This is a genomic window from Methylobacterium sp. ap11 (assembly GCF_900110515.1).
In the GTDB taxonomy this organism is placed as follows: Bacteria; Pseudomonadota; Alphaproteobacteria; order Rhizobiales; family Beijerinckiaceae; genus Methylobacterium; species Methylobacterium ajmalii.
In genome coordinates this window covers 38,799-60,716 of record NZ_FOEB01000028.1, presented here as the reverse complement: position 1 = coordinate 60,716, position 21,918 = coordinate 38,799, and the positions used below count along the sequence as shown (strand labels likewise).

The window sequence follows — 21,918 nt, the reverse complement described above, 5'->3', positions numbered from 1 at the left end:
GGCCGATCCCGAGCGAGGATTCGCCCAACGCAAGTCGCGCCCGAGGGCGCATCGCGCTGTCGGGCGTTGACCTCCAGCCTCATGGACCGGTCGGCGTCGGGACGAGACCTCGTCCTGAGGGGCGGGGCCTAGCGGTCGCGCCCGGCCGTGTCAAGGCGGAGCCGGCGCGGGACGGCGCCGGGGCGGGGACGTTTACCGGATCTTAACCATCTCGCCGTTAACTCGATGGCAAGAATCGCAGGAGACGCGGCGTGTCCGAACCCGCTTTGAAGACGCAGACCACCACCGCGCCGCGGCCGGCCCAGGGCCCGCTCCAGGATTGGCTCGCGACCCTCTCGCGGATCGACGCCGCCGACCAGGCCCACGGCGCGCCGCGCCGCCAGGCGGAAGCCCAGGCAGCCTGGGAGCCGCGCATCGTCGCCCCGGCCGAGGCCGCCAAGGCCACCACCGCGGCCGAGACCGTCAAGGCGCCCGCCGCGGCACCGGACATCGAGATGCCGGGCCTGCGCGGCGAGGACGACGACCTCGCCGCCCTGATGGCCGAGAACATGATGCTCAAGGCGCGGCTGCGCCAGGAGAACGCGCGCTACGACGAGCTGCAGGCGATGCTGGCCGACGAGCTGCGCGCCCTGCGCTCCCACGTGCAGCAGGAGGTCGACAAGGCCGAGGAGCTACGGGCCGAGCGCGACCTGTGGATGGCCCGGGCCGAGGCCCTGGCCCAGCCGCTGTTCCAGCGCCGCTGACGCCCGAGTCCAGGGCCTCTTCCGACGAGGTGGATGCCGGCTCGTCGAAGAAAATGCGGCAAAATCAACAACACAGAGCGCTCCGCGAGTGCAGCGCGATCGTGAGGCGCTCTAGCCGGGAGCGCCCGCGCCCGGCCGCAGAACGCAACGCCCCGGCATCGATGGTCGATGCCGGGGCGTTGCGTTTCGGGGAGGTTCGTGCGGCGCCGCCCCAGGCTCAGGCCGGCGTCGCGGGGGCCGCGTCGAGCACCTCGCCGTAGATCACCGCGAGCTCTTCCGCCTGCTGGTGCGCGGTCCGGATCGGTGCCGTGAAATCGGGCACGCGCATGTGGATCTCCGGGTTCTCGTCGATGAAGCGCAACGCCGCCAGCAGCCCGGTCTCGTCCGACACGTCGACGACGTAGCCGTTGCGGCCCTCGGCGATGCACTCGCCGACCGCGCCCCGGTTCGAGGCCACGACCCAGCATCCCGAGGCGATCGCCTCCCGTGTCACCAGGCCGTAGCTCTCCGGCCAGACCGAGGGCGCCAGCAGCACGTCGATGGCCGCGTAGAGGTCCCCGACGCTCGATTGCGGGAACTTGCCCCGGATCGTGACCGGCACGCTGCCCCACTCCTCGCTCACCTGCTCGGTCGGATGCATGGCGTGGTCGATGAGCAGCAGGCTCAGGTTCCGGAACGGCTCGTTGCGGATCACGTTGCGGATCAGGCCGTAGCCCTTGTGGTCGGCCAGCCCCCCGATGAAGCCGAGGCGCACCCGGCCGGTCGGGCTCTCGGTCCGGGTCACCTCCGGCAGGCGCGAGACGCCGTTCTCGACCACCTCGATCTCCGAGAGGCCGACCTTCCGGCACAGGTCGCCGAAGGGCTGCGACACGGTCAGCACGCGGGCGGCGCCCTTCAGGCAGCGCAACAGCGTCCGGGCACGGGCGTAGCCGTCGCTCATGAACGTGTCGAGCGAGGCCTTGCCGCTGTAGTCGTAGGTCTCGACCACCCGGTTGCCGTTGGTCAGGAACTGGTACGGCGAGATCCACCAACCGTCGTGCATCGTGATCAGGTAGGGGATGCGGCGCCGGATCGCCGCGGTGACGCAGGTCGTGGTCAGCCGCTGGATGCAGTGGAAGTGGATCAGGTCCGGCGCGATCCGGTCGAGGACGCGGTCGAAGACACGACCCATCTCGGGATCCTCGACGTGGATGTCGATGTCCGGGTGATCGGCCGTGGCGATGCAGAACACCCGCACGCCGTCGCGCACGTACCAATCAAGGGCATAGGGGGTCGGGCCGTCCTGAAGGGTGCAGATCACGTCGATCTGCCACTCGGGTCCCAGGATCGTGCGCAGCGAGCGGACGTTGTCGTAGACCACCCGCGTCCCGCCGCCGATGGCCTGCGGCGGATAGAACACATTGACGATGACGAGCTTGCGGCGCGGCTCGAGCTGGCGGGACGTCGTGCGGTCGATGATCTCGGTCAGGCCGCGGGCCTGACGCTCGAGCCCGTAGCGCTCGACCACGACGCGCCTGGCCGCCGCACCGATCCGGGCCCGGTCCTCGGGCGAGCGGACCAGGCGGTCGAGGGCGGCGTGGAACGCCTCGCTCGTCTCGCACAGGAAGCCGGTCTCGCCCTCGACGATCACCTCGCGATGCGTCTGCGTGCTGCTGACCACGGACGGGATGCCGAACATCGCGGCCTCCATCCACTTGATCTCGCTCTTGCAGTCGTTGAACACGTCCGGCACCAGCACCGAGATGTTGATGTCGGCCTCCCGCAGGAGGTCCCAGTACGACGCCACGTTGGCGATCGGCCGCGACGCGATGATGTAGTCGGACCAGGGCCGCAGCCGGTCGGAGACCGTGATCTCGCCGATCACCACGATGCGGATGCGGCCGCCATGGGTCTCGAGCAGGCGCGCGAGCGCCGGCTCGATCAGCCGCTCGAAGTCGAGCTTGTGGGCCTTGGTGCCCGATCCGTAGAAGATCGTGACGACGTCGCGGGACGCGCGCGCCTCGCCCTGCATGCTGACGAGGTGGGCGCTGCTTAGGGCGTTGGGCTGGTGGAACACCGTCCCGGTGCGGACCCGGCGCTCGAGGTGCCGGGCGAGGCTCGGGGTCGAGGCCATGCCGTAATCGCACAAGGCCGCGGCCTCCGCGAACAGGCTGACGCCGCAGGCCATCGATGCGTGCTGGCGCGCGTCGATCAGGCCGACATAGGTCTCGAGCGCCGGCGGGAAATATTCCGCCTCGAAGACCAGGTCGTCGATGTCGTAGATCGTCACCACGCCGAGCTCGGCCGTCCTCGTGATGGCGTCGACGACATTCGGGAAGGCCGGGACGCGATAAAAAATCGTGTAATCGAGATCGATCAGATCAGACATGTATTTGTCGTGATCTTTCGTGTAGTCGTAAATGGAGACCTTGTAGCCGGCCGCCGCGAGCTGTTCGGCCCGCTGCTCGACCCGGTAGAACCGGCACTGCGCGAGGTCGCAATTGGCATAGACGGCGACGCGACGGACGCGTCCCGTGCCGACCGGCCGTTCGCCGTCCCGGACGAGGGAGCGCGCCGCCTCGGCGATGCGCGCGCGGGCCTCGTCGTACCCCGCCGAGAGGGCGACGTCCGCGCTCCTCTCCCAGACGTCGAAGAAGGCCTTCTCCCGGATCTCGCGCAGCCGGCGGCGCAGGCCGACGTCGCCCGGATACTTCGCCACGCCCGCCGCCATGGCGCGCTCGGCCTCCTTCGGCTTGCCGAGCTTGAGCAGGCCGTTGGCGAGCTTGCGGAAGGTCTTTTCGTTGCTGGCGTCGATCGCCACGATGTGCTGGCGCAGGCGGGTAGCCAGCGGAAGGTTGCCGCCACGGTGGATCAGGTCCGCCCGTCGATTCAGGGCGCGCGAATGCGTGGGCACATCGGCGAGGGCGCGGGCGTACAGTTCGGCGGCTTCGACGACGCGGCCCTGCTTCGCACGCGCCTCGCCGACCTCGACGAGGAAGCGGACGGCGGCGGGTCCGCCGAGGTCCAGCGTCCAGGCGATCAGGTCCTGCACCACCCGGCTCGGAGTCGTCGGCTCGGTGCTGTCGGCATCCTCGGCGACCCGGGCCGCGACGTGGGACACGATCGTCTGCGGCAACGTCGCGTCGTGGACGAAGCGCGCCAGCACGGTCAGGTTCGGCCAGTGCGGCCGATCCGTGTCGCTCCTCAACCAGCGCTCGTACCGTTCCCGCCGCGTCGTCCCGGCTAGGGCACCGTCGCGGCCATACTCGGCCTGGAAGAACGCGTCGTCGAAGGCGCCGTCGAGAGAGATGTCGAACTGTTCGTGTTGGCCGATCTCGCAGAAATGCCGAACGCATTCAGTCCGGTTCAGAAACCTCCCGTCCTGCTTGATGTATTTATATTGATAGAAGTCGTGATCGAAAAATTTAGAAAAACAAGGAGTATGGATGTTGTAACTTTTCGCGATTTCCTCTTCGTTGAAGAAAATCGGGTCGTGTTCCGGCCGCTGCAATTGCTGCTTGACCGTTGCGACCGCGTCTTCGGGCTGCAGCCCCCGCGGAACGGTCACGCCGTACGACTGCAGGATGAACGTGGCATCGTAGTAGAGCGGCGTGCAGCTGCGCTTCTCGCCGAGGCCGTGCTCCAGGAAATGCTTCAGGCGGCCGGCGGTCGACGGGATCGCCCGCGCGACGTCGGGATTGTTGGCGACGTAGCTCGCGAGGTTGAAGCCCCGTGGGAGGCGGCCCGCGGCGATTGCAGGTCCCGCCGCCTCGGATGCGCCGCCATGGGGCCGGCCCTCGGCCCGGCCGTGCTCGATGTAATGGAGCGCCGCCTCGAAATTCCACCGGATCGTCGTCGCGACGTCGGGGTTCAGGCGCAGGTAGGCGTCGACGGCGAAATCCTTCGGCAGCCGGCCGTCTGCCGCCAGGGCGGCGCGGGCGAGCGCTTCGCTGCCGAACCGGCCTTCCTTGCGTCCGAACTTTCTCCAATGTTCGACGGTCTCGTCGTCCGTCGCATCGCGCATGTCGGCGTAGTAATCGCGATAGAATGCGATATCGAGAGCCGCGTCTCTCTTGCGGGCGCCGAATCGCGGTAGCCTGAAGAGATTCATGTCGCCCCTCGTCGTTGTCAGTCGTGCCGTAGAATTGTTATATATTTTGCTGTTTCATAGCTTGATCGATGGATCGCAGATTCAACGTTGTGATCGTCATCGACATTTTCACGGAACAATATTTTTCGCACTGCAAAAACAAGCGGATGTACGAGCCGGGCCGTCGTGCTGTCAAGCAGCCGGGATCGGCGTGCGCCGACCGGCTCGCCACGGCCGGGCCGCGCGGCGGCCGATCCGGCACGGCCCGCCAGGCGATTTCCCGTGCGGCGCAAAATGCTCTAGAGCGGCGGCGCCATTTCTCGCAGACCCACGATGTCGCATAACAGCTTCGGCCACCTCTTCCGCGTCACCACCTTCGGCGAGAGCCACGGTCCGGCCCTCGGCTGCGTCGTCGACGGCTGCCCGCCGCTGATCCCGCTCGACGTGGCGGAGATCCAGGCCGACCTCGACCGGCGCCGGCCGGGCCAGTCGCGCTTCACCACCCAGCGTCAGGAGCCGGACCAGGTCCGCATCCTCTCGGGCGTCTTCGCCGACGAGCGCACGGGCGGGCGCCAGGTCACCACCGGCACGCCGATCGCGCTGATGATCGAGAACGTCGACCAGCGCTCGAAGGACTATTCCGAGATCCGCGACAGCTACCGGCCGGGCCACGCCGACTACGCCTACGATGCCAAGTACGGCATCCGCGATTATCGCGGCGGCGGCCGCTCCTCGGCCCGCGAGACCGCGGCGCGGGTGGCGGCCGGGGCCATCGCCCGCAAGGTGCTGGCCGGGGTCACCATCCGCGGCGCCCTGGTGCAGATCGGCCCGCACGCGATCGACCGCGCCCGCTTCAACTGGGACGAGGTACCGAACAACCCGTTCTTCTGCCCGGACGCGACCGCGGCGGCGGAGTGGGCCGTCTACCTCGACGGGATCCGCAAGGCCGGCTCGTCGGTCGGCGCGGTGATCGAGGTGGTGGCCGAGGGCGTGCCCGTCGGTCTCGGCGCGCCGATCTACGGCAAGCTCGACGCGGATCTGGCCGCCGCCATGATGTCGATCAACGCCGTTAAGGGCGTCGAGATCGGCGACGGCTTCGCGGCCGCCGCCCTGCGGGGCGAGGAGAATGCCGACGAGATGCGGCCCGGCAACGACGGCCGGCCGTTCTTCGTCGCCAACCATGCCGGCGGGGTGCTCGGCGGCATCTCGACCGGCCAGCCCCTGGTCTGCCGCTTCGCCGTCAAGCCGACCTCCTCGATCCTGACCCCGCGGGCGAGCGTCACCCGCGACAACCGGCCGGTCGACGTGCTGACCAAGGGCCGGCACGACCCCTGCGTCGGCATCCGGGCGGTGCCGGTGGGCGAGGCGATGATGGCCTGCGTGCTCGCCGACCACCTCCTGCGCCACCGGGCGCAGGTCGGGACCGAGCCCGGCACCGTACCGGTGTTTCAGCCCGGGTTGTTTCAGCCTGAGTGAAATTACGGCGATTTCAGTTTGACTGAAATCGCCGCGGGTCTATGACGGGGGCGTGAAACTCGGCGACTGGCTCCGGCAGCAGGGCGTGACCCGCATCGACTTCGCGCGGCGCTGCGGGCTCTCTCCGGCGGCGGTGACGGGGTTGTGCAACAATCCCGAGCCCTGGCTCTCGCGGGAGACGGCCGCCGCCGTGGCGCAGGCGACCGGCGGCGCCGTCACCCCCAACGACTTCCTGGGGCTCGTCCCCTCGGGGCTTGGCCCCTCGCGGCAGGAGATGCCCGTGTCCCACGCATCGATCATCGAGGCCCTCGACGCCTTCGCCCGCGGCGAGATCGTGGTCGTCACCGACGACGACGACCGCGAGAACGAGGGCGACCTCGTCGTCGCCGCCTCGCTCTGCACGCCGGAGAAGATGGCGTTCATCATCCGCAACACCTGCGGCATCGTCTGCGCGCCGATCACGGTGGCGGAGGCCAAGCGTCTGCGCCTCGAGCCGATGGTGGCCTCGAACGACGCGCCGCTCGGCACCGCCTTCACGGTCACGGTCGACGTCAAGCACGGGCTGACCACCGGCATCTCGGCCGAGCAGCGCTGCAACACCGTGCGGGCGCTCGCCAACGGCAACATGGGCGCCGCCGACTTCGTGCGCCCGGGCCACGTCTTCCCGCTGATCGCCAAGGACGGCGGCGTGCTGATGCGCTCCGGCCATACCGAGGCCGCCGTCGACCTCTGCCGGCTGGCCAAGCTCCCGCCCGTCGGGGTGATCTGCGAGCTCGCCAACGACGACGGCACCGTGATGAAGGGGCCGCAGATCACGGCCTTCGCCGAGAAGCACGGCCTCAAGCAGATCTCGGTCGCCGAGCTGATCTCCTACCGCCAGGCGCGCGAGAAGCTGGTCGAGCGGGTCGGTACCTTCCCGGTCAAGACCGAGTGGGGCGAGATGACCGGCTACGCCTACACCACGCCGTTCGAGCCGATGCAGCAATTCGCCTTCGTGCACGGCCGCATCGGCGAGGGCCGCGACGTACTGGTGCGGCTGCACCGCTCGAACGTGGTGGCGGACGTGATCGAGGGCGGCCGCACCATCGAGGCGGTGATGCGCCGCTTCGCCCAGGAGGGCCGCGGCGTGCTGGTCTACCTGCGCGACGGCACCGCCGGCGTGCCGCTGTCGCAGCTGCCCGACGGGGCCGGCGAGGACGGCGCGGAGGCCGCCCGCGTCCGCCAGTGGCGCGAGGTGGGCCTGGGCGCCCAGATCTTGCGCGACCTCGGCGTGGTCTCGATCCGCAACATCTCGAGCGCGGCGCGGTCCTATGTCGGCCTGTCCGGCTTCGGCATCGAGATGGTCGGCGACGAGCCGCTGGAAGGGTAGGGGGCGTCCGTCCCCCGCTTGCCGGTCATCGCGCCGCGTCCGTCGTCCCGGGGCCGCCATGGTGAGCCTTGGGCCGACCTTGCGGAAGTTCAGCGAAGGTCCGGACCCGTCGCGGGCCCGGGTCCGCCGCTCACCGCCCCATCAGCGTCTCGACATGGGCGGCGACCGACTTCGACAGGCCGACGAGGTCATAGCCGCCCTCGAGCAGCGAGACGACCCGGCCGCCGCAGCGGCGGTCGGCCACCTCCATCACCGCCCGGGTCGCCCAGGCGAAGTCGGCCTCGGTCAGCTTCAGGTTGGCGAGCGGGTCGCGCCAATGGGCATCGAACCCGGCCGAGATCACGATCAGGTCGGGCCGGAACGCTTCGAGACGGGGCAGCACGCCGTGGCTGAAGGCCTCCCGGAAGGCGTCGCCGTCGTCGCCCGCATGCAGCGCCACGTTGACGATGGTGTCGTGCTCGCCGCGCTCGGAGGGTGCGCCGGTGCCGGGAAACAGCGGCATCTGGTGGGTCGAGGCGTAGAGCACGCTCGGATCGTCCCAGAAGATGTCCTGCGAGCCGTTGCCGTGGTGGACGTCCCAGTCGACCAGCGCGACCCGGGCGGCGCCGTGGTGCCGGCGCGCATGACGCGCCGCGACGGCCGCGGTGTTGAACAGGCAGAAGCCCATGGCCCGCTCGCGCTCGGCGTGGTGGCCGGGCGGGCGCATCGCCGCGAAGGCGTTGGCGACGCGGCCCTCCATCACCTCGTCGACGGCGCGTACGGCGGCCCCGAGCGCTCGGCGCGCCGCCTCCAGCGAGCCCGGGGACATCACCGTGTCGGAATCGATGCCGACCAGCCCCTCGTCCGGTGCTACCGCCGCGATCGCCGCGACGTAGTTCTCCGGATGGGCGAGCCCCGCGACCGACAAATCGGCGAGCGGCGCCTGCTCGCGTACGAGGGCCGCGAAGCGCTCGTCCTCCAGGGCCCGCTCGATCACCCGGATGCGGTCGGCCCGCTCGGGGTGGCCCGGCGGCGTGTCGTGGTCGAGGGAGGCCGGATGGCAGAGATAGAGCGTCGTCATCGTGCCCGCTTCGCGCGTTCCCCCGGGCCTGTCGTGCGACGGCCCATCCCTGGCCGGCACCGTGGCAGGGCCATGGCCCGGACGCAACACACGGCCGGCATCGTGCACAGCGGCGCGGGTCCGCGCTTCGCGGCCCAACGGCCACGCTTTACCGTCGAGGAAGACTGATTCGCCTGCTCGACAAGGTTCTCTCCCGATGCGCCGCCCCCGCCCCGCCCTCGCGCTCGTTCTGACGGGGGCCCTCCTGGCGCTGCCGGGCTGCATGTACAAGGCCACCCCCGATCCCGAACTGTCCGCCAAGGACAAGGAGTGGATGGCGATGGTGCCGGAGCCCGAGGTCGACCGGCGCTTCGCCCGCTACATGATCGAGGACCCGACCGGCGAGGCCCCCGGCACCATCGTGGTCGAGACGAAGGAGCGCCAGCTCTACTACGTCCTGCCCGACCGCAAGGCGATCCGCTACGGCGTCACCGTCGGCGACGAGGCCTATGGCTGGAACGGCACGGCGCGGATCTTCCGCAAGGCCGCCTGGCCCGACTGGCACCCGCCGGCCGAGATGATCAAGCGCTGGCCCCACGTCCACGCCATGCAGGGCGGCCCCGCCAACCCGCTCGGCGCCCGCGCCCTCTACCTGGCGGACGGCTCCGGCAAGGACACGCTCTACCGCATCCACGGCACCAACGAGCCGGAGCGCATCGGCCAGGCGGCGTCCTCGGGCTGCATCCGCATGCGCAACATCGACGTGGTCGACCTGTACAACCGGGTCGGGGCGGATGCCCGGGTGATCGTGCGGTAGGCCGGCCCCTCTTGACCGGGCCCCGTATGGGGCCGCTTCCCGGCAGACGATCCGGTCTGCCGGGGACCATGCCGGCTCGCATTCGCCCGGTCGTCGCAACGCTTTGGCAACGCCGTCCCGTTGCCGGGCTTTAACCTGAACAGGGATTCAGATCCCCCCGTTAACCTGTCGAAGCCCACCCGCCCCGCATAGTCCTCCTCATACAGGGACAAGCACCGGCACAACAAAGGCCGGGGAGGCATGGACAGATGATCAACGCTTCGCTGCAACACTTCTGCAACCGTATCATCGCCGCCGGCACCCTCGGCCTGGAGGACGTGCGCGAGCTCGGCCGGACCGTGCTGCCCGACGGTCTGACTTGCCGCGACGAGGCCGACATGCTGTTCGGCCTCGACCGCGCGGTCCAGGCTGCCGACGCCGCCTTCGCCGACTGGCTGGTCGCCGCGGTCGTCGACTTCGCGGTCTGGGGCGAGCGCCCGACCGGGCATATCGACGCCGACACCGCCCACTGGCTCGCCGCCTCGCTGGGCTGCGGCCGCGGGCCGACCGCGATCGGCGCCCGCATCGCCGTCGAGGTGGTGCGCGAGGCCGAGACCAACGACGCGGTGCTGATCGGCTTTGCCCTCAAGGCCAACCGGGCGCGGGCCGGGGGCGACGAGGCGGTCGAGGAGATCCTGGCCTACGCGGTCGCTGCGTGAAGACGGGCGCCGCCCTTCTGGGCCGCGTGAAGACGGGCTCCGCCCTTCCGCGCCGCCGTGACGGCATGCCGATGCGTTAAAGCCAGTTCTCGACTGTCAGCCCGCCGACCCGCCGAAACTCCGCCTCGTTCGCCGTCACGAGCGGGATCTCGAGCGCGAGCGCCTGAGCGGCGATGAGGAGATCGTTCGGCCCGATCGGCCGACCTGCAGCCTCGAGATCGGCGCGAATTCTTCCGTAGATGACATCGGCGGGAGTCTCGAACGGCACCACGTCGATCGCCTCCAGGACGGCTTCGACCTGACGGAGAAGGCGAGCCGACCCCCGCTTCGCGCAACCGTAGCGGAGTTCCGCGACCGAGACGATGCTCGTCGCGATGCCTTTGCCGCCGACCCGGGCGATCTGCCGGGCCACGGCACCGGACGGGTTGCGAATCAGATCGGACAGGATGTTCGTATCGAGCAGGAAGCGTGGGCCGCTCATAGCGGATCATCGTCCAGGGGCGGCAGCGTCTCGTCGAAGTCCGGGAAATCCTCCTCGATCGGCTCCAGGGTCGCCAGGACATCCAGAAGGTCCTTCTTGCCGATCGGCTCCAGGATGAGGCGGTCGCCATCGCGGCTGATGCGGACCCGGTCTCCGGGCAAGGCGAACTCGGCCGGGATGCGCACGGCCTGGCTGCGATTGTTGCGAAACAGCTTCACCTCGCGCGGCTGCGGTATCGGGGTCGGTCTCGCCATGCGGGCACCTCGGATTGGCATATGCCAAGCATATGCCTCCCGCTCGTCGCTCTCCAGAGCTTTCGCGTTGGGATCATGCGATCCGCGTCTCGCGTCGATCCATCCTCGCAACGTTTTGGCAACGCCGTCCCGTTGCCGGGCTTTAACCTGAACAGGGATTCAGATCCCCCCGTTAACCTGTCGAAGCCACCCCGCCCCGCATAGTCCTCCTCATACAGGGACAAGCACCGGCACAACAAAGGCCGGGGAGGCATGGACAGATGATCAACGCTTCGCTGCAACACTTCTGCAACCGTATCATCGCTGCCGGCACCATCGGCCTGGAGGACGTGCGCGAGCTCGGCCGGACCGTGCTGCCCGACGGGCTGACCTGCCGCGACGAGGCCGACATGCTGTTCGGCCTCGACCGGGCGGTCCAGGCCGCCGACGCCGCCTTCGCCGACTGGCTGGTCGCCGCGGTGGTCGACTTCGCGGTCTGGGGCGAGCGCCCGACCGGCCACATCGACGCCGACACCGCCCACTGGCTCGCCGCCTCGCTGGCTTGCGGCCGCGGGCCGACCGCGACGGGGGCTCGCATCGCCGTCGAGGTGGTGCGCGAAGCCGAGACCAACGACGCGGTGCTGATCGGCTTTGCCCTCAAGGCCAACCGGGCGCGGGCCGGGGCCGACGAGGCGGTCGAGGAGATCCTGGCCTACGCGGTCGCTGCGTGAAGACGGGCTTCGGCCCGCTGTGCTGCAAAGACGGGCTCCGCCCCGCTGTGCTGCAAAGACGGGCTCCGCCCTTCTGGCCGCATGAAGACGGGCTCCGCCCTTCCGGGCCGCGTGAAGACGGGTTCGCCCTTTTGCGCCGCGTGACGGGGTTCGCCCCTTTGGCCGAGAACAGCCGGCTTTGCGCCGCGCGCGCCATGCTTTAACGGGGATGAGCTTGGGTGTGTCCCACCCCGGCCCGGCTTCTCCTCAAGGCTCGAGTGCGCGCTCCGATGTTCGACAAGATCCTGATCGCCAACCGCGGCGAGATTGCCTGCCGCATCATCAAGACGGCGCGCCGGATGGGGATCAAGACGGTGGCGGTCTATTCCGACGCCGACCGCGACGCGCTGCACGTCGCCATGGCCGACGAGGCGGTGCATATCGGCCCGGCCGCCGCGGCCCAGTCCTACCTCGTCATCGACAAGATCGTGGAGGCCTGCCGGCAGACCGGCGCCCAGGCCGTGCATCCCGGCTACGGCTTCCTCTCGGAGCGCGAGGCCTTCCCGAAGGCGCTCGAAGCCGCCGGCATCGTGTTCATCGGCCCAAACCCGGCGGCAATCGCCGCCATGGGCGACAAGATCGAGTCGAAGAAGGCGGCCTCCGCCGCGCAGGTCTCGACCGTGCCGGGCTTCCTCGGGGTGATCGAGTCCCCCGAGCACGCCGTCACCATCGCGGACGAGATCGGCTATCCGGTGATGATCAAGGCCTCGGCCGGCGGCGGCGGCAAGGGCATGCGCATCGCGCACTCGGCCGACGAGGTGGCGGAGGGCTTCGCCCGCGCCCGTTCCGAGGCCGCCTCGTCCTTCGGCGACGACCGGGTCTTCGTGGAAAAGTTCATCACCGATCCGCGCCACATCGAGATCCAGGTCATCGGCGACAAGCACGGCAACGTCGTCTATCTCGGCGAGCGCGAGTGCTCGATCCAGCGCCGCAACCAAAAAGTCATCGAGGAGGCGCCGAGCCCGCTCCTCGACGAGGCGACCCGGCGCAAGATGGGCGAGCAGGCGGTGGCGCTGGCCAAGGCCGTGAACTACGATTCCGCCGGCACCGTCGAGTTCGTCGCCGGCCAGGACAAGTCGTTCTACTTCCTCGAGATGAACACCCGGCTCCAGGTCGAGCACCCGGTGACCGAGATGATCACCGGCCTCGATCTCGTCGAGCTGATGATCCGGGTCGCCGCCGGCGAGACGCTGCCGATTGCCCAGAACGACGTGAAGCTGAACGGCTGGGCGGTGGAGAGCCGCGTCTACGCCGAGGACCCGACCCGCAACTTCCTGCCCTCGATCGGCCGGCTCACCACCTACCGGCCGCCGGAGGAGGGCGAGTTCGGCGAGGCGATCGTGCGCAACGACACCGGCGTCGAGGAGGGCAGCGAGATCGCGATCCACTACGATCCGATGATCGCCAAGCTCGTCACCTGGGCGCCGACCCGCGCCGAGGCGATTTCCTCGCAGGCCCAGGCCCTCGACGCCTTCGCGATCGACGGCATCCGCCACAACATCCCGTTCCTCTCGGCGCTGATGCACCATCCGCGCTGGCAGGAGGGCCGGCTCTCCACCGGCTTCATCGCGGAAGAGTTCCCGAACGGGTTCGAGGCCCCGAAGCCCACGGGCGAGGTGGCGCGCCGGATGGCGGCGGTGGCCGCCGCGATCGACCACCTGCAGAACGAGCGCAAGCGCGGCATCTCGGGCCAGATGCGCGAGCCCTACCTGCTGCGCTTCGAGCAGGAGCGGGTGGTGCGCCTCGGCGACGAGCGCTTCGAGGCGACCGCCGAGACCACCAACGACGGGGTCGTGGTCGCCTTCGCTGACGGCACCGAGTGGATGGTCGAGAGCGACTGGCTCCCGGGCGAGCCGGTCTGGGCCGGCACCATCGGCGACGAGCCGGCGGCGGTCCAGGTCCGCCCGCTCCTCAACGGCGTGCTGCTGCACCATGCCGGCGCGGCCGCCGAGGCCCGCGTCTACACCAGGCGCGAGGCCGAGCTCGCCGCCCTGATGCCGGTCAAGGAGGTCGCCGGTTCGGGCAAGCAGCTGCTCTGCCCGATGCCGGGCCTGGTGAAGAGCATCATGGTCACCCCCGGCCAGGAGGTGAAGGCGGGCGAGCCGCTGGCGATCGTCGAGGCGATGAAGATGGAGAACGTGCTGCGCGCCGAGCGCGACGGCACCGTCCAGACCATCCAGGCCAAGGAGGGCGACAGCCTGGCGGTGGATGCGGTGATCCTCGAATTCGCCTGACCGGTCGTTCGTGCCGCTCTACTTCGCCTACGGCTCCAACATGGACCGGGCTGCCATGGCCCGGCGCTGCCCCGCCTCGCGGGTCATCGGCCTCGGCCGGCTCAACCGCCACCGCCTGGTGATCATGCGGGAGGGCTACGCCTCGGTGGAGCGGTTCCCCACCGGGACGGTCTGGGGCGTGCTCTGGGACCTCGCTTTGAGCGACGTGCCTGCCCTCGATCGCTACGAGGGCGTGGCGAGCGGGCTCTACGTCAAGGCGCAACAGCCGGTCTCGACCGAGGGCGGGGTGCGGCGGGCTTTGGTCTATCTCGGGCGCGGCAACGGCGGGGTGCCGCGGCCGGGCTATCTGGAGGGCGTGATCGCGGCGGGCCGGGAGAACGGGTTGCCGGAGATGTACCTGAAAGGGTTGGCGGCACTGAAGCGGTGAAGAACCCGCGACGCCCGAACCCTCCCCCCTCTGCGGGGGAGGGTGCCCCACGGCGAGTGCGAAGCACTCGCACCGGGGCGGGAGAGGGGACGCCGCTTCCGGAGAGGCCGCGAGTGTGGTGACAGGCGCCCGCTGGATCAGCGTCCCGCCGCCCCTCTCGGCGGGACTTCATCCCGCTGCGCTCGCTTCGCTCGCCACCCTCCCCCGCAGAGGAGGGAGGGTTGAGCGGCGGTGCTTTACGAAGCGTGGGGAACCAGCTTCACCGCCCCGCTCTCGGCGTCGTACACGACACCCCGATAAAAGCAGTCCCGCCGCCCGGTATGGCAGCACCCGCCATCACCGCCGACGCGCACCCGCAGCAGGAGCGCGTCCTGGTCGCAATCGACCCGCATCTCGACAAGCGTCTGGATCTGTCCGCTGGTGGCGCCCTTGTGCCAGAGCTCCCCGCGCGAACGCGACCAGTACCAGACCTCGCCGGTCGCGAGCGTGCGCGCCAGCGATTCGGCGTTCATGTGCGCGAGCATCAGGACCGCGCCCGTGTCGGCATCGACCGCCACCGCGGTGATCAGGCCGTCCGGGCCGAAGCGCGGCGTGAAGGTCTCGCCCTCTTCCAGCTCGCGCTTGGGACCGGGTGCGGCGAAGGTCGGAAGCGCGGTCATCGCCGGTCGCGGACCAGGGTGAGGAAGCGGACCTGCTCGGTCGGGTCCTGCTTGAACACGCCGGTGAACTGGGTGGTGATGGTCGAGACGCCGGATTTCTGCACGCCGCGCATCGCCATGCACAGGTGCTCGGCCTCCACCATCACGGCGACGCCGCGGGGATGGAGCACCGAATCGATGACGTCGGCGATCTGGGCGGTCATCGTCTCCTGGGTCTGGAGCCGGCGGGCGAAGGTGTCGACCACCCGGGCGAGCTTCGAGAGCCCGACGACGCCGCGGCGCGGGTAATAGGCGATGTGGGCGTGGCCCATGAACGGCACCATGTGGTGCTCGCAGTGCGAGTGGAACGGGATGTCGCGCACCAGCACGATGTCGGAATAGCCCTCGACCTCCTCGAACACCCGGTCGAGGATGGCGTCTGCGTCCTGGCGGTAGCCGCCGAAAATCTGCTCGTAGGCCTTCACCACCCGTTGCGGCGTCTCGATCAGGCCCTCGCGTTCCGGGTCGTCGCCAGCCCAGCGCAGCAGGGTGCGCACGGCGTCCTCGGCCTCCTGGCGGGTCGGCCGCTCGGTGACGCGATCCGGCCGGGGGGCGTCGCTGCGCTTGTCGGCCGCCTCCGGGGCCCGGACCGACAAGGACTTCAGCACCGCGTCCATCACGCCTCCAAGATCGTGGCCAGGGTCGGGGCGACCCGGATCTCCGGTTCGTCGGGGCCGCCCTGCCGTCGCGCGCACCGCGCCGCGACCCGGCGGCGTCTCGCGGAGCCGGGCCTCGGTGCCTATATCACGGGCTCGGCTCGGCCGCGCAATGCACCGGGGGCGCGGCAGGTCCTTGCGCTCCGGGGCATCCGCCCGTCAAGCCAAAGTCGGACCGGTCCGGTCAAGCCCGATTCGTCAGTCCGGTGGCCCCTCTCGCCCAAAGTACGACTGCCATGCTCGACGACATCTACAACGCCCGCATCCTCGCCCTCGCGGCGGACATCCCGCGCCTCGGGCGGCTGCCGGCGCCGGGCGCGAGCGCGTCCAAGCATTCGAAGCTGTGCGGCTCGACCGTGACCGTGGACCTCGCCACCGAGGGCGATACGGTCACCGACTTCGCCCACGACGTGAAGGCCTGCGCGCTCGGCCAGGCCGCCTCCTCGCTGATGGCCCGCCACGCCGTCGGGGCGACCGGGGCGGAGCTGCGGGCCCTGCGCGACACCGTGCGGCGGATGCTGAAGGAGGGCGGACCGGCGCCCGAGGGCAAGTTCGCCGATTTCGCCGTGCTGGAACCGGTGCGGGACTTCAAGGCCCGCCACGCCTCGACGCTGCTCACCTTCGACGCCGTGGTCGACGCCCTCGACCAGATCGCCGCCAAGACAGAAGCGGTGCCGGCGTGAGCCCGGCCCGCCGCGCGGCGCACCTCGCCATCCGCGGCTACCAGCTCTCGCTGTCGGGCCTCGTCGGGCGCCAGTGCCGGCACTGGCCGTCCTGCTCGGTCTATACCGACGAGGCGATCCAGCGCCACGGCCTGTGGGCCGGCGGCTGGATGGGGTTCGCCCGGATCTGCCGTTGCGGTCCTTTCGGCACCCACGGCATCGACCTCGTGCCCGAGACGCTGCCCCCCGGCGCCTGGCACCGCCCCTGGGCCTATGCCCGCTGGCGCGGGGTCAACGCGCCGCCGCCGCTCTGCGAGAGCGTCGAGGGCTGACGGCGTCGAGGGTCGAAGCCAGGGGCGCGAAGGCGCGGAACTGTGTCTGACATGTCCCGTCATCGCTGGTATAGGGCGCCGGTCCGGTGCGCGGCCCGTTGGCCCGCCGGACTTCGTGTCCGCCACCCGGCTTACCTGCACCGTGCGCAGGAGTGAGCCCCGAGGAGTCTTTTGAAGACCATGCCGATCCTGACCTTCCCCGATGGCGCCACCCGCTCGTTCGACGGCGCCGTCACCGGCCGCGCCGTCGTCGAGGGCATCGCCAAGTCGCTCGCCAAGCGCACCGTCGCGATGGCGCTCGACGGCACCGTCCGCGACCTCGACGACACGATCGCGCAGGATGCCCGCATCGAGTTCCTCGACCGCGCCGACCCGCGGGCGCTCGAGCTGATCCGGCACGATTGCGCCCACGTGCTGGCGGAAGCCGTGCAGTCGCTGTGGCCGGAGACGCAGGTCACGATCGGCCCGGTGATCGAGAACGGCTTCTACTACGACTTCCACCGCGAGACCCCGTTCTCGCCGGACGACTTTCCGGCGATCGAGGCGCGGATGCGCGAGATCATCGCCCGCGACGCCCCCTTCACCAAGGAGGTCTGGGCGCGCGACGACGTGCGCAAGCTGTTCGAGGAGAAGGGCGAGGCCTTCAAGGTCGAGCTCGTCGACGCGATCCCGCCGGGCGAGGACCTGCGGATCTACCGCCAGGGCGAGTGGTTCGACCTCTGCCGCGGCCCGCACATGACCTCGACGGCCAAGGTCGGCAGCGCCTTCAAGCTGATGAAGGTGGCGGGCGCCTATTGGCGCGGCGATTCGACGAAGCCGATGCTGAGCCGGATCTACGGCACGGCCTGGGCCAATCAGGCCGACCTCGACGCCTACCTGAACCGCCTCGCCGAGGCCGAGCGCCGCGACCACCGCAAGCTCGGCCGCGAGATGGACCTCTTCCATTTCCAGGAGGAGGGGCCGGGCGTGGTGTTCTGGCACCCGAAGGGCTGGACCCTGTTCCAGTCGCTGATCGCCTACATGCGCCGGCGCCTCAAGGGCGACTACGCCGAGGTGAACGCGCCGCAGATCCTCGACAAGGCGCTGTGGGAGACCTCGGGCCACTGGGACTGGTACCGGGAGAACATGTTCGTCACGAAGACCGAGGACGACCGCGTCTTCGCGATCAAGCCGATGAACTGCCCCGGCCACGTCCAGATCTTCAAGCACGGCCTGAAATCCTACCGCGACCTGCCGCTGCGCATGGCCGAGTTCGGCGCGGTCTCGCGCTACGAGCCGTCCGGCGCGCTGCACGGCCTGATGCGGGTGCGCGCCTTCACGCAGGACGACGCCCACGTCTTCTGCACCGAGGACCAGCTCGCCGCCGAGTGCCTGAAGATCAACGACCTGATCCTCTCGACGTATGCCGATTTCGGCTTCGACGAGATCGTCGTGAAGCTCTCGACGCGGCCCGAGAAGCGCGTCGGCTCGGACGCCCTGTGGGACCACGCCGAGGAGGTGATGACCCGGGTGCTGTCCCAGATCGAGGAGCAGTCGGGCGGGCGGATCAAGACCGCGATCAATCCCGGCGAGGGCGCCTTCTACGGCCCGAAATTCGAGTACGTGCTGCGCGACGCCATCGGCCGCGACTGGCAATGCGGCACGACGCAGGTCGACTTCAACCTGCCCGAGCGGTTCGGCGCCTTCTTCGTCGATGCCGACGGGCAGAAGAAGACCCCGGTGATGGTCCACCGGGCGATCTGCGGCTCGATGGAGCGCTTCACCGGCATCCTGATCGAGCATTTCGCCGGCCACTTCCCGCTCTGGCTGGCGCCGCTGCAGGTCGTCGTCGCGACGATCACCGGCGAGGCCGACCCCTATGCCCGCGAGGTCCTGAAGGCGGCGGATGCCGCGGGGCTGCGGGCCGAGGCCGATCTTCGCAACGAGAAGATCAACTACAAGGTCCGCGAGCATTCCCACGCCAAGGTGCCGGTGATGCTGGTCGTCGGCCGCAAGGAGGGCGAGGAGCGCACCGTCTCGATCCGTCGCCTCGGCAGCCCGCAGAGCCGCACCCTGCCGCTCGACCAGGCCTTGGCCGAACTGGTGGCGGAGGCGACCTTCCCGGACCTGCGCCGGGCGCAGGCCGTGGCCGACAGCGTGCCGAGCGAGGCCGCGACGCTCGACGGGCAGCACGGGGAGACGCCGGTTCCGTAAGGGCCGTTTGGACCTTCCTCCCACGGAACTCGGGCCCGCCCGAGTTCCACACCCCGTCCCAAGTCGGCCTCGCCCGACTTGGGACGAGGGTAGGGGGCCCGCACCTCGGTGAGGGTGCCGGTGGCGTTCTTACGGCGGCGGCAGGGCGAATCGCGCCCCAGGGCCGGAGAAAAAAGCTCTCGATCCTGCCGCGAGACTCGACCTCGTGCTCGGCAAGGCCTCGCGTCGGGCGCTCTACGGCATCGCCGTCGACCCGCAGGCGCAGGAGGTGCGCCGCCGGGCTGCGGTGGCGTCGGTCCCCGCGGGCCTGCGGCCCGTCATTGCGTCAGGCGGGCGACCTTGAGCGCCTGGTCGAACATCGCCTTGAGGGCGGCCGTGATGTCGTCGGGCGAATTGGCGGTCCTGAAGTAGCCCGACGATGCGCAGGACTGGAGCGCGGCGCCGAGCGTCGGGCTGAAGCCGTTGACCCGCTTGTTCTCCCAGGCGATGCCGCCGCCCTTATCGGTGAACGAGATCTGGTTGTACGGGATGTAGAGGACCGAGATCGTCGCCCCGGCGGCCTTGAGGGCATCGCAGTTCTTCGCATCGATCTGGGAGGGCTGCGAGCCGTCCCACCAGGCATCGCCCCAGCCTGGGAACTTCGACGGATTGCCCGGATAGGCGTATTGCGTGCCCGGCTTGACGAAGAAGTGCTGCCCGTTCTGCATCCCGTCGGTGACGAGGAACACGAACGGCTTGCGGTTCGTGCTCGTCGATCCGTCGCCGACGCCGTTCTGGGTCACGATCGTCTTCATCTGCGGGAAGGCGACCTCGAAATGGGTGCCGCCCGCGCCGACGCCGGTGGTCGGGTCGTTGGGACTGTTGAGTTGGGTCGACCCGGTATCGAGGAGGTTGGTGAAGGCGAGCGGCCAGGAATTCGCGCACTGGGCGGACGTCTTCAGCGAGTTCACGTCGCTGGTGAGGCCGGCCAGGGTCGCGAGCTGGTTGATGAACGGGTAGATGCCGATCCGGTACTGGTTCGGCACGGTCGGGAAGCCCGCCCTCTGCAGGAGCGCGCAGACCGCGTTGTTCACCGCGTCAGACCGTAGCTGGATCTTGCCCGCCGCCAGGCCCCAGCCCTTGTAGCCGGGGAAGTGGCAGGCGAACTGGCAGCCCTGCTTGTAGTCGCTGTACATGTCGTCGTTGTCTTTGGCGAGCTGCGTCATGCCGCTCGCCGTCGTGGGCAGGCCCATCGATCCCGACACGTCGACCATCAGGTAGAAGTCGAGGTAGCTCGGCAGGTCGACCGAGGCGGTCACCGTGTTGCCCACCGTGGTGGTCGGTACCAGGAAGAGCTTCGAGAAGCTGTTCTGGATCGTTGCCGTGTAGGTGATCTTGGCAGTGATGGTCTGGCCGGCGATCTGGACGTCCGGCGTCTGCAGGTTCGCGCTGCCGAGGGGTACGTTGCCGATGTTGACGTTGAAGCTGTTGACCGCCTGGGTCCGGCCCGCCGCCTTCGCGGACTCGATCACGCCGCTCTGCGACGAGTTGGCGGCGATGTAGGTCTTGGCGGTCACGATCGCGGCGAGGGCGGCGGCATCGGCCGCCCGGTCGAGCCGCGAGCGGTTCGTCACCGCGACGCCGTAATCGATCCCGAGCCCGATCAGGCCGACCATCGGGATCAGGCTGAGCCCGAACAGCATGTTGATGCCGCCGTTGCGGCAGCGGCGGAACGACGCCGACGCGGCGGCGAACCGGGATGCGGAGATCAGCATTTCGAGGCGATTCCGTCGTTGTTGGTGGTGTCGTAGTCGACGAGCGTCGCGTAGCGCGGCTGGATGAAGGCCGTGCGCGCGATCCGCAGCGAGGGCAGGTAGTTGGCGCCGAAGGTCGGTGTGAAGGTGAATGCCACGTCGATCACGACGGCCGCGGCGGGGCCGAACAGGGAGCGCGGCAGGGCGGTGCGGCTCGGGGGCGCGGTATTCGACGCCGCGATCTGCGGCGTGCCGCAGGGCCGGTAGGCGACCCCGGTCGCGGGCTGGGTCGTGCCCGTGCTGGTCCAGACCACGTCGGCGCGGTAGCAGGCCGACAGGTCGCTCGCATCCGTGCAGGTCGTCGCCGTCTGGGTGAACTTGATGCTGGCATAGTTGATCGTGATGACCTGCCACCACGCCTGGCCCCGGCGGCGTCCCTCGGACATCAGGTAAGGGAACAGCACCAGCGCGGAATCGTAGCTGAAATGCAGGTCGCCCGCGTTGACCATCGCGACGGTCGAGCCGCTCGGCGGCTGGGTCTGCGAGATGATCTGGCTGATCGAGCGGACCACCAGTTCGACCTTGCGCACGGCGTTGATGTACGAAACGACCTGGATGCCGCCGAGCATGATCACCAGGATGACCGGCATGATCAGTGCCAGTTCGACGGCGGCGAGGCCGTCCTCGGCGTCTCGGAAACGCCGGATGCGCGGCAGGAGGACGGACCGCATCAGTAGCTCTCGACGCGAAAGGCGGCGGTCGAGATGATCAGGTAGGCCGGCTTGCCGTTGTACATCGTCGAAGCGTCGAGCCAGGCGGTCATGAACGACGGCAGGAAGGTGATCGGATAGATGACCTGCAGGTACTGGTAGTCGCCCTGGCTGCCGAGGGTGAACTGGCCGCTTCCGGGTGTCAGCGCCGGCAGCGTCAAGCCGCTCTGGTCGGACTTGACGTAGGCGTAGTAGCCCGGTGCCGTCGCTTTCGGGACGACGTAGAGGTTGACGATCACGTCGCTGCACGACATCGCGGCGGGGAGTTGGGCGCAAAGGGACTGGGTGAAGCCCGCCAGGGTGGGCGGCGTCGTCTGCGTCTGCGCCTTGCCGACGATGATCTGCCGGGTCGCCTGCTCGGTGGCGAAGTCGAGCTTCTGCCCGAAGTACAGGATCTCGGCCACGACCATCGTGAACAGGATGACGGACATGAACATCATGCCGACCAGGGCGAACTCGACCGCAGTCGATCCCTTCTCGTCACGGATGAGGCCAAGCGGATGTCGCATGGCGCGACC

General features: G+C 69.5%; 21 protein-coding genes. 12 read left to right on the top strand and 9 right to left on the bottom strand.

From position 1 onward, the window contains the following. Window positions 1-251: 251 nt before the first annotated feature. Window positions 252-743, top strand: a complete 492-nt coding sequence (locus tag BMX97_RS27875; protein ID WP_091754421.1) for a hypothetical protein — start codon at window positions 252-254, stop codon at window positions 741-743. Between the two features lie 217 nt (window positions 744-960). On the opposite strand, the gene BMX97_RS27870 is transcribed toward BMX97_RS27875, so the two are convergent. Continuing rightward, window positions 961-4,746 (bottom strand): glycosyltransferase, encoded by a 3,786-nt coding sequence (locus BMX97_RS27870; protein WP_143074728.1) that lies wholly within the window; start codon window positions 4,744-4,746, stop codon window positions 961-963. 155 nt (window positions 4,747-4,901) lie between these two features. Here BMX97_RS27870 and BMX97_RS32420 point away from each other — a divergent pair, with 155 nt between their 5' ends. The 3 genes from BMX97_RS32420 (at window position 4,902) to ribB (ending at window position 7,657) form a co-directional block, all read left to right on the top strand. Further along, window positions 4,902-5,156: a hypothetical protein gene (locus BMX97_RS32420; RefSeq protein WP_143074727.1), complete on the top strand. Its 255-nt coding sequence runs from the start codon at window positions 4,902-4,904 to the stop codon at window positions 5,154-5,156. Beyond that, window positions 5,146-6,288: a chorismate synthase gene (gene aroC, locus BMX97_RS27865; RefSeq protein WP_091754419.1), complete on the top strand. Its 1,143-nt coding sequence runs from the start codon at window positions 5,146-5,148 to the stop codon at window positions 6,286-6,288. Before BMX97_RS32420 ends, aroC begins: the two co-directional genes overlap by 11 nt. Window positions 6,289-6,568: 280 nt before the next feature. Then, window positions 6,569-7,657: a 3,4-dihydroxy-2-butanone-4-phosphate synthase gene (ribB, locus tag BMX97_RS27860; protein ID WP_091754450.1), complete on the top strand. Its 1,089-nt coding sequence runs from the start codon at window positions 6,569-6,571 to the stop codon at window positions 7,655-7,657. Window positions 7,658-7,787: 130 nt separating this feature from the next. Here the strand turns inward: ribB and BMX97_RS27855 are convergent, their stop codons facing one another. Next, the gene (locus BMX97_RS27855) at window positions 7,788-8,717 is read right to left on the bottom strand and encodes a histone deacetylase family protein (protein WP_091754418.1); all 930 of its coding nucleotides are present in this window, start codon (window positions 8,715-8,717) and stop codon (window positions 7,788-7,790) included. A gap of 196 nt (window positions 8,718-8,913) precedes the next feature. On the opposite strand from BMX97_RS27855, the gene BMX97_RS27850 reads away from it, so the two are divergent. After that, entirely contained in the window at window positions 8,914-9,513 is a 600-nt protein-coding gene (locus BMX97_RS27850; RefSeq protein WP_091754417.1) for a L,D-transpeptidase, read from the top strand. Between the two features lie 248 nt (window positions 9,514-9,761). Continuing rightward, window positions 9,762-10,211, top strand: a complete 450-nt coding sequence (locus tag BMX97_RS27845) for a hypothetical protein (RefSeq protein WP_091754416.1) — start codon at window positions 9,762-9,764, stop codon at window positions 10,209-10,211. 76 nt (window positions 10,212-10,287) lie between these two features. Here the strand turns inward: BMX97_RS27845 and BMX97_RS27840 are convergent, their stop codons facing one another. Further along, a complete protein-coding gene (locus BMX97_RS27840; protein WP_091754415.1) occupies window positions 10,288-10,692 on the bottom strand; it encodes a type II toxin-antitoxin system VapC family toxin in 405 nt (134 codons plus the stop codon). Then, window positions 10,689-10,946 (bottom strand): antitoxin, encoded by a 258-nt coding sequence (locus tag BMX97_RS27835; protein ID WP_091754414.1) that lies wholly within the window; start codon window positions 10,944-10,946, stop codon window positions 10,689-10,691. The genes BMX97_RS27840 and BMX97_RS27835 overlap by 4 nt, the downstream gene beginning before the upstream one ends. Before the next feature lie 260 nt (window positions 10,947-11,206). On the opposite strand from BMX97_RS27835, the gene BMX97_RS27830 reads away from it, so the two are divergent. The 3 genes from BMX97_RS27830 to BMX97_RS27820 all read left to right on the top strand — a co-directional run bounded on the left by BMX97_RS27830 (window position 11,207) and on the right by BMX97_RS27820 (window position 14,356). Next, the gene (locus BMX97_RS27830; protein ID WP_091754413.1) at window positions 11,207-11,656 is read left to right on the top strand and encodes a hypothetical protein; all 450 of its coding nucleotides are present in this window, start codon (window positions 11,207-11,209) and stop codon (window positions 11,654-11,656) included. Window positions 11,657-11,925: 269 nt separating this feature from the next. Then, complete coding sequence (locus BMX97_RS27825; RefSeq protein WP_091754412.1) at window positions 11,926-13,929, top strand: acetyl-CoA carboxylase biotin carboxylase subunit; 2,004 nt, start codon at window positions 11,926-11,928, stop codon at window positions 13,927-13,929. Between the two features lie 10 nt (window positions 13,930-13,939). Next, window positions 13,940-14,356, top strand: a complete 417-nt coding sequence (locus BMX97_RS27820; protein ID WP_091754411.1) for a gamma-glutamylcyclotransferase family protein — start codon at window positions 13,940-13,942, stop codon at window positions 14,354-14,356. A gap of 236 nt (window positions 14,357-14,592) precedes the next feature. On the opposite strand, the gene hisI is transcribed toward BMX97_RS27820, so the two are convergent. Both hisI and folE read right to left on the bottom strand, forming a co-directional pair. Further along, entirely contained in the window at window positions 14,593-15,015 is a 423-nt protein-coding gene (gene hisI / locus BMX97_RS27815; protein WP_091754410.1) for a phosphoribosyl-AMP cyclohydrolase, read from the bottom strand. Then, window positions 15,012-15,671 carry a GTP cyclohydrolase I FolE gene (gene folE, locus BMX97_RS27810; RefSeq protein ID WP_091754409.1) on the bottom strand — a complete coding sequence of 220 codons (660 nt, stop codon included), beginning with the start codon at window positions 15,669-15,671 and terminating at the stop codon, window positions 15,012-15,014. Before folE ends, hisI begins: the two co-directional genes overlap by 4 nt. Before the next feature lie 275 nt (window positions 15,672-15,946). Between folE and BMX97_RS27805 the strand changes: the two genes are divergently transcribed. The 3 genes from BMX97_RS27805 to thrS all read left to right on the top strand — a co-directional run bounded on the left by BMX97_RS27805 (window position 15,947) and on the right by thrS (window position 18,897). Then, complete coding sequence (locus BMX97_RS27805; RefSeq protein WP_091754408.1) at window positions 15,947-16,393, top strand: iron-sulfur cluster assembly scaffold protein; 447 nt, start codon at window positions 15,947-15,949, stop codon at window positions 16,391-16,393. Continuing rightward, a complete protein-coding gene (gene yidD / locus BMX97_RS27800) occupies window positions 16,390-16,704 on the top strand; it encodes a membrane protein insertion efficiency factor YidD (protein WP_091754407.1) in 315 nt (104 codons plus the stop codon). The genes BMX97_RS27805 and yidD overlap by 4 nt, the downstream gene beginning before the upstream one ends. 180 nt (window positions 16,705-16,884) lie before the next feature. Further along, complete coding sequence (gene thrS, locus BMX97_RS27795; RefSeq protein ID WP_091754449.1) at window positions 16,885-18,897, top strand: threonine--tRNA ligase; 2,013 nt, start codon at window positions 16,885-16,887, stop codon at window positions 18,895-18,897. A gap of 317 nt (window positions 18,898-19,214) precedes the next feature. Here the strand turns inward: thrS and BMX97_RS27790 are convergent, their stop codons facing one another. From BMX97_RS27790 to BMX97_RS27780, 3 genes are read right to left on the bottom strand one after another with little or no spacing between them, the layout of a single operon-like run. Next, entirely contained in the window at window positions 19,215-20,651 is a 1,437-nt protein-coding gene (locus BMX97_RS27790; protein WP_091754406.1) for a pilus assembly protein TadG-related protein, read from the bottom strand. Then, complete coding sequence (locus BMX97_RS27785; RefSeq protein ID WP_091754405.1) at window positions 20,645-21,361, bottom strand: TadE/TadG family type IV pilus assembly protein; 717 nt, start codon at window positions 21,359-21,361, stop codon at window positions 20,645-20,647. The genes BMX97_RS27790 and BMX97_RS27785 overlap by 7 nt, the downstream gene beginning before the upstream one ends. Further along, window positions 21,361-21,909 carry a TadE/TadG family type IV pilus assembly protein gene (locus BMX97_RS27780; protein WP_091754404.1) on the bottom strand — a complete coding sequence of 183 codons (549 nt, stop codon included), beginning with the start codon at window positions 21,907-21,909 and terminating at the stop codon, window positions 21,361-21,363. The genes BMX97_RS27785 and BMX97_RS27780 overlap by 1 nt, the downstream gene beginning before the upstream one ends. Window positions 21,910-21,918: the final 9 nt, after the last annotated feature.

Excerpts from the sequence above, each read along its gene's own strand:
- BMX97_RS27840 (WP_091754415.1), bottom strand. The coding sequence starts at position 10,692 with ATGAGCGGCCCACGCTTCCTGCTCGATACGAACATCCTGTCCGATCTG.
- BMX97_RS27835 (WP_091754414.1), bottom strand. The coding sequence starts at position 10,946 with ATGGCGAGACCGACCCCGATACCGCAGCCGCGCGAGGTGAAGCTGTTT.
- BMX97_RS27830 (WP_091754413.1), top strand. The coding sequence starts at position 11,207 with ATGATCAACGCTTCGCTGCAACACTTCTGCAACCGTATCATCGCTGCC.
- BMX97_RS27845 (WP_091754416.1), top strand. The coding sequence starts at position 9,762 with ATGATCAACGCTTCGCTGCAACACTTCTGCAACCGTATCATCGCCGCC.
- hisI (WP_091754410.1), bottom strand. The coding sequence starts at position 15,015 with ATGACCGCGCTTCCGACCTTCGCCGCACCCGGTCCCAAGCGCGAGCTG.
- BMX97_RS27790 (WP_091754406.1), bottom strand. The coding sequence starts at position 20,651 with ATGCTGATCTCCGCATCCCGGTTCGCCGCCGCGTCGGCGTCGTTCCGC.
- aroC (WP_091754419.1), top strand. The coding sequence starts at position 5,146 with ATGTCGCATAACAGCTTCGGCCACCTCTTCCGCGTCACCACCTTCGGC.
- BMX97_RS27805 (WP_091754408.1), top strand. The coding sequence starts at position 15,947 with ATGCTCGACGACATCTACAACGCCCGCATCCTCGCCCTCGCGGCGGAC.
- BMX97_RS27785 (WP_091754405.1), bottom strand. The coding sequence starts at position 21,361 with ATGCGGTCCGTCCTCCTGCCGCGCATCCGGCGTTTCCGAGACGCCGAG.
- BMX97_RS27780 (WP_091754404.1), bottom strand. The coding sequence starts at position 21,909 with ATGCGACATCCGCTTGGCCTCATCCGTGACGAGAAGGGATCGACTGCG.
- BMX97_RS27870 (WP_143074728.1), bottom strand. The coding sequence starts at position 4,746 with ATGCGCGATGCGACGGACGACGAGACCGTCGAACATTGGAGAAAGTTC.
- BMX97_RS32420 (WP_143074727.1), top strand. The coding sequence starts at position 4,902 with ATGGATCGCAGATTCAACGTTGTGATCGTCATCGACATTTTCACGGAA.
- BMX97_RS27855 (WP_091754418.1), bottom strand. The coding sequence starts at position 8,717 with ATGACGACGCTCTATCTCTGCCATCCGGCCTCCCTCGACCACGACACG.
- folE (WP_091754409.1), bottom strand. The coding sequence starts at position 15,671 with ATGGACGCGGTGCTGAAGTCCTTGTCGGTCCGGGCCCCGGAGGCGGCC.
- thrS (WP_091754449.1), top strand. The coding sequence starts at position 16,885 with ATGCCGATCCTGACCTTCCCCGATGGCGCCACCCGCTCGTTCGACGGC.
- BMX97_RS27850 (WP_091754417.1), top strand. The coding sequence starts at position 8,914 with ATGCGCCGCCCCCGCCCCGCCCTCGCGCTCGTTCTGACGGGGGCCCTC.
- BMX97_RS27825 (WP_091754412.1), top strand. The coding sequence starts at position 11,926 with ATGTTCGACAAGATCCTGATCGCCAACCGCGGCGAGATTGCCTGCCGC.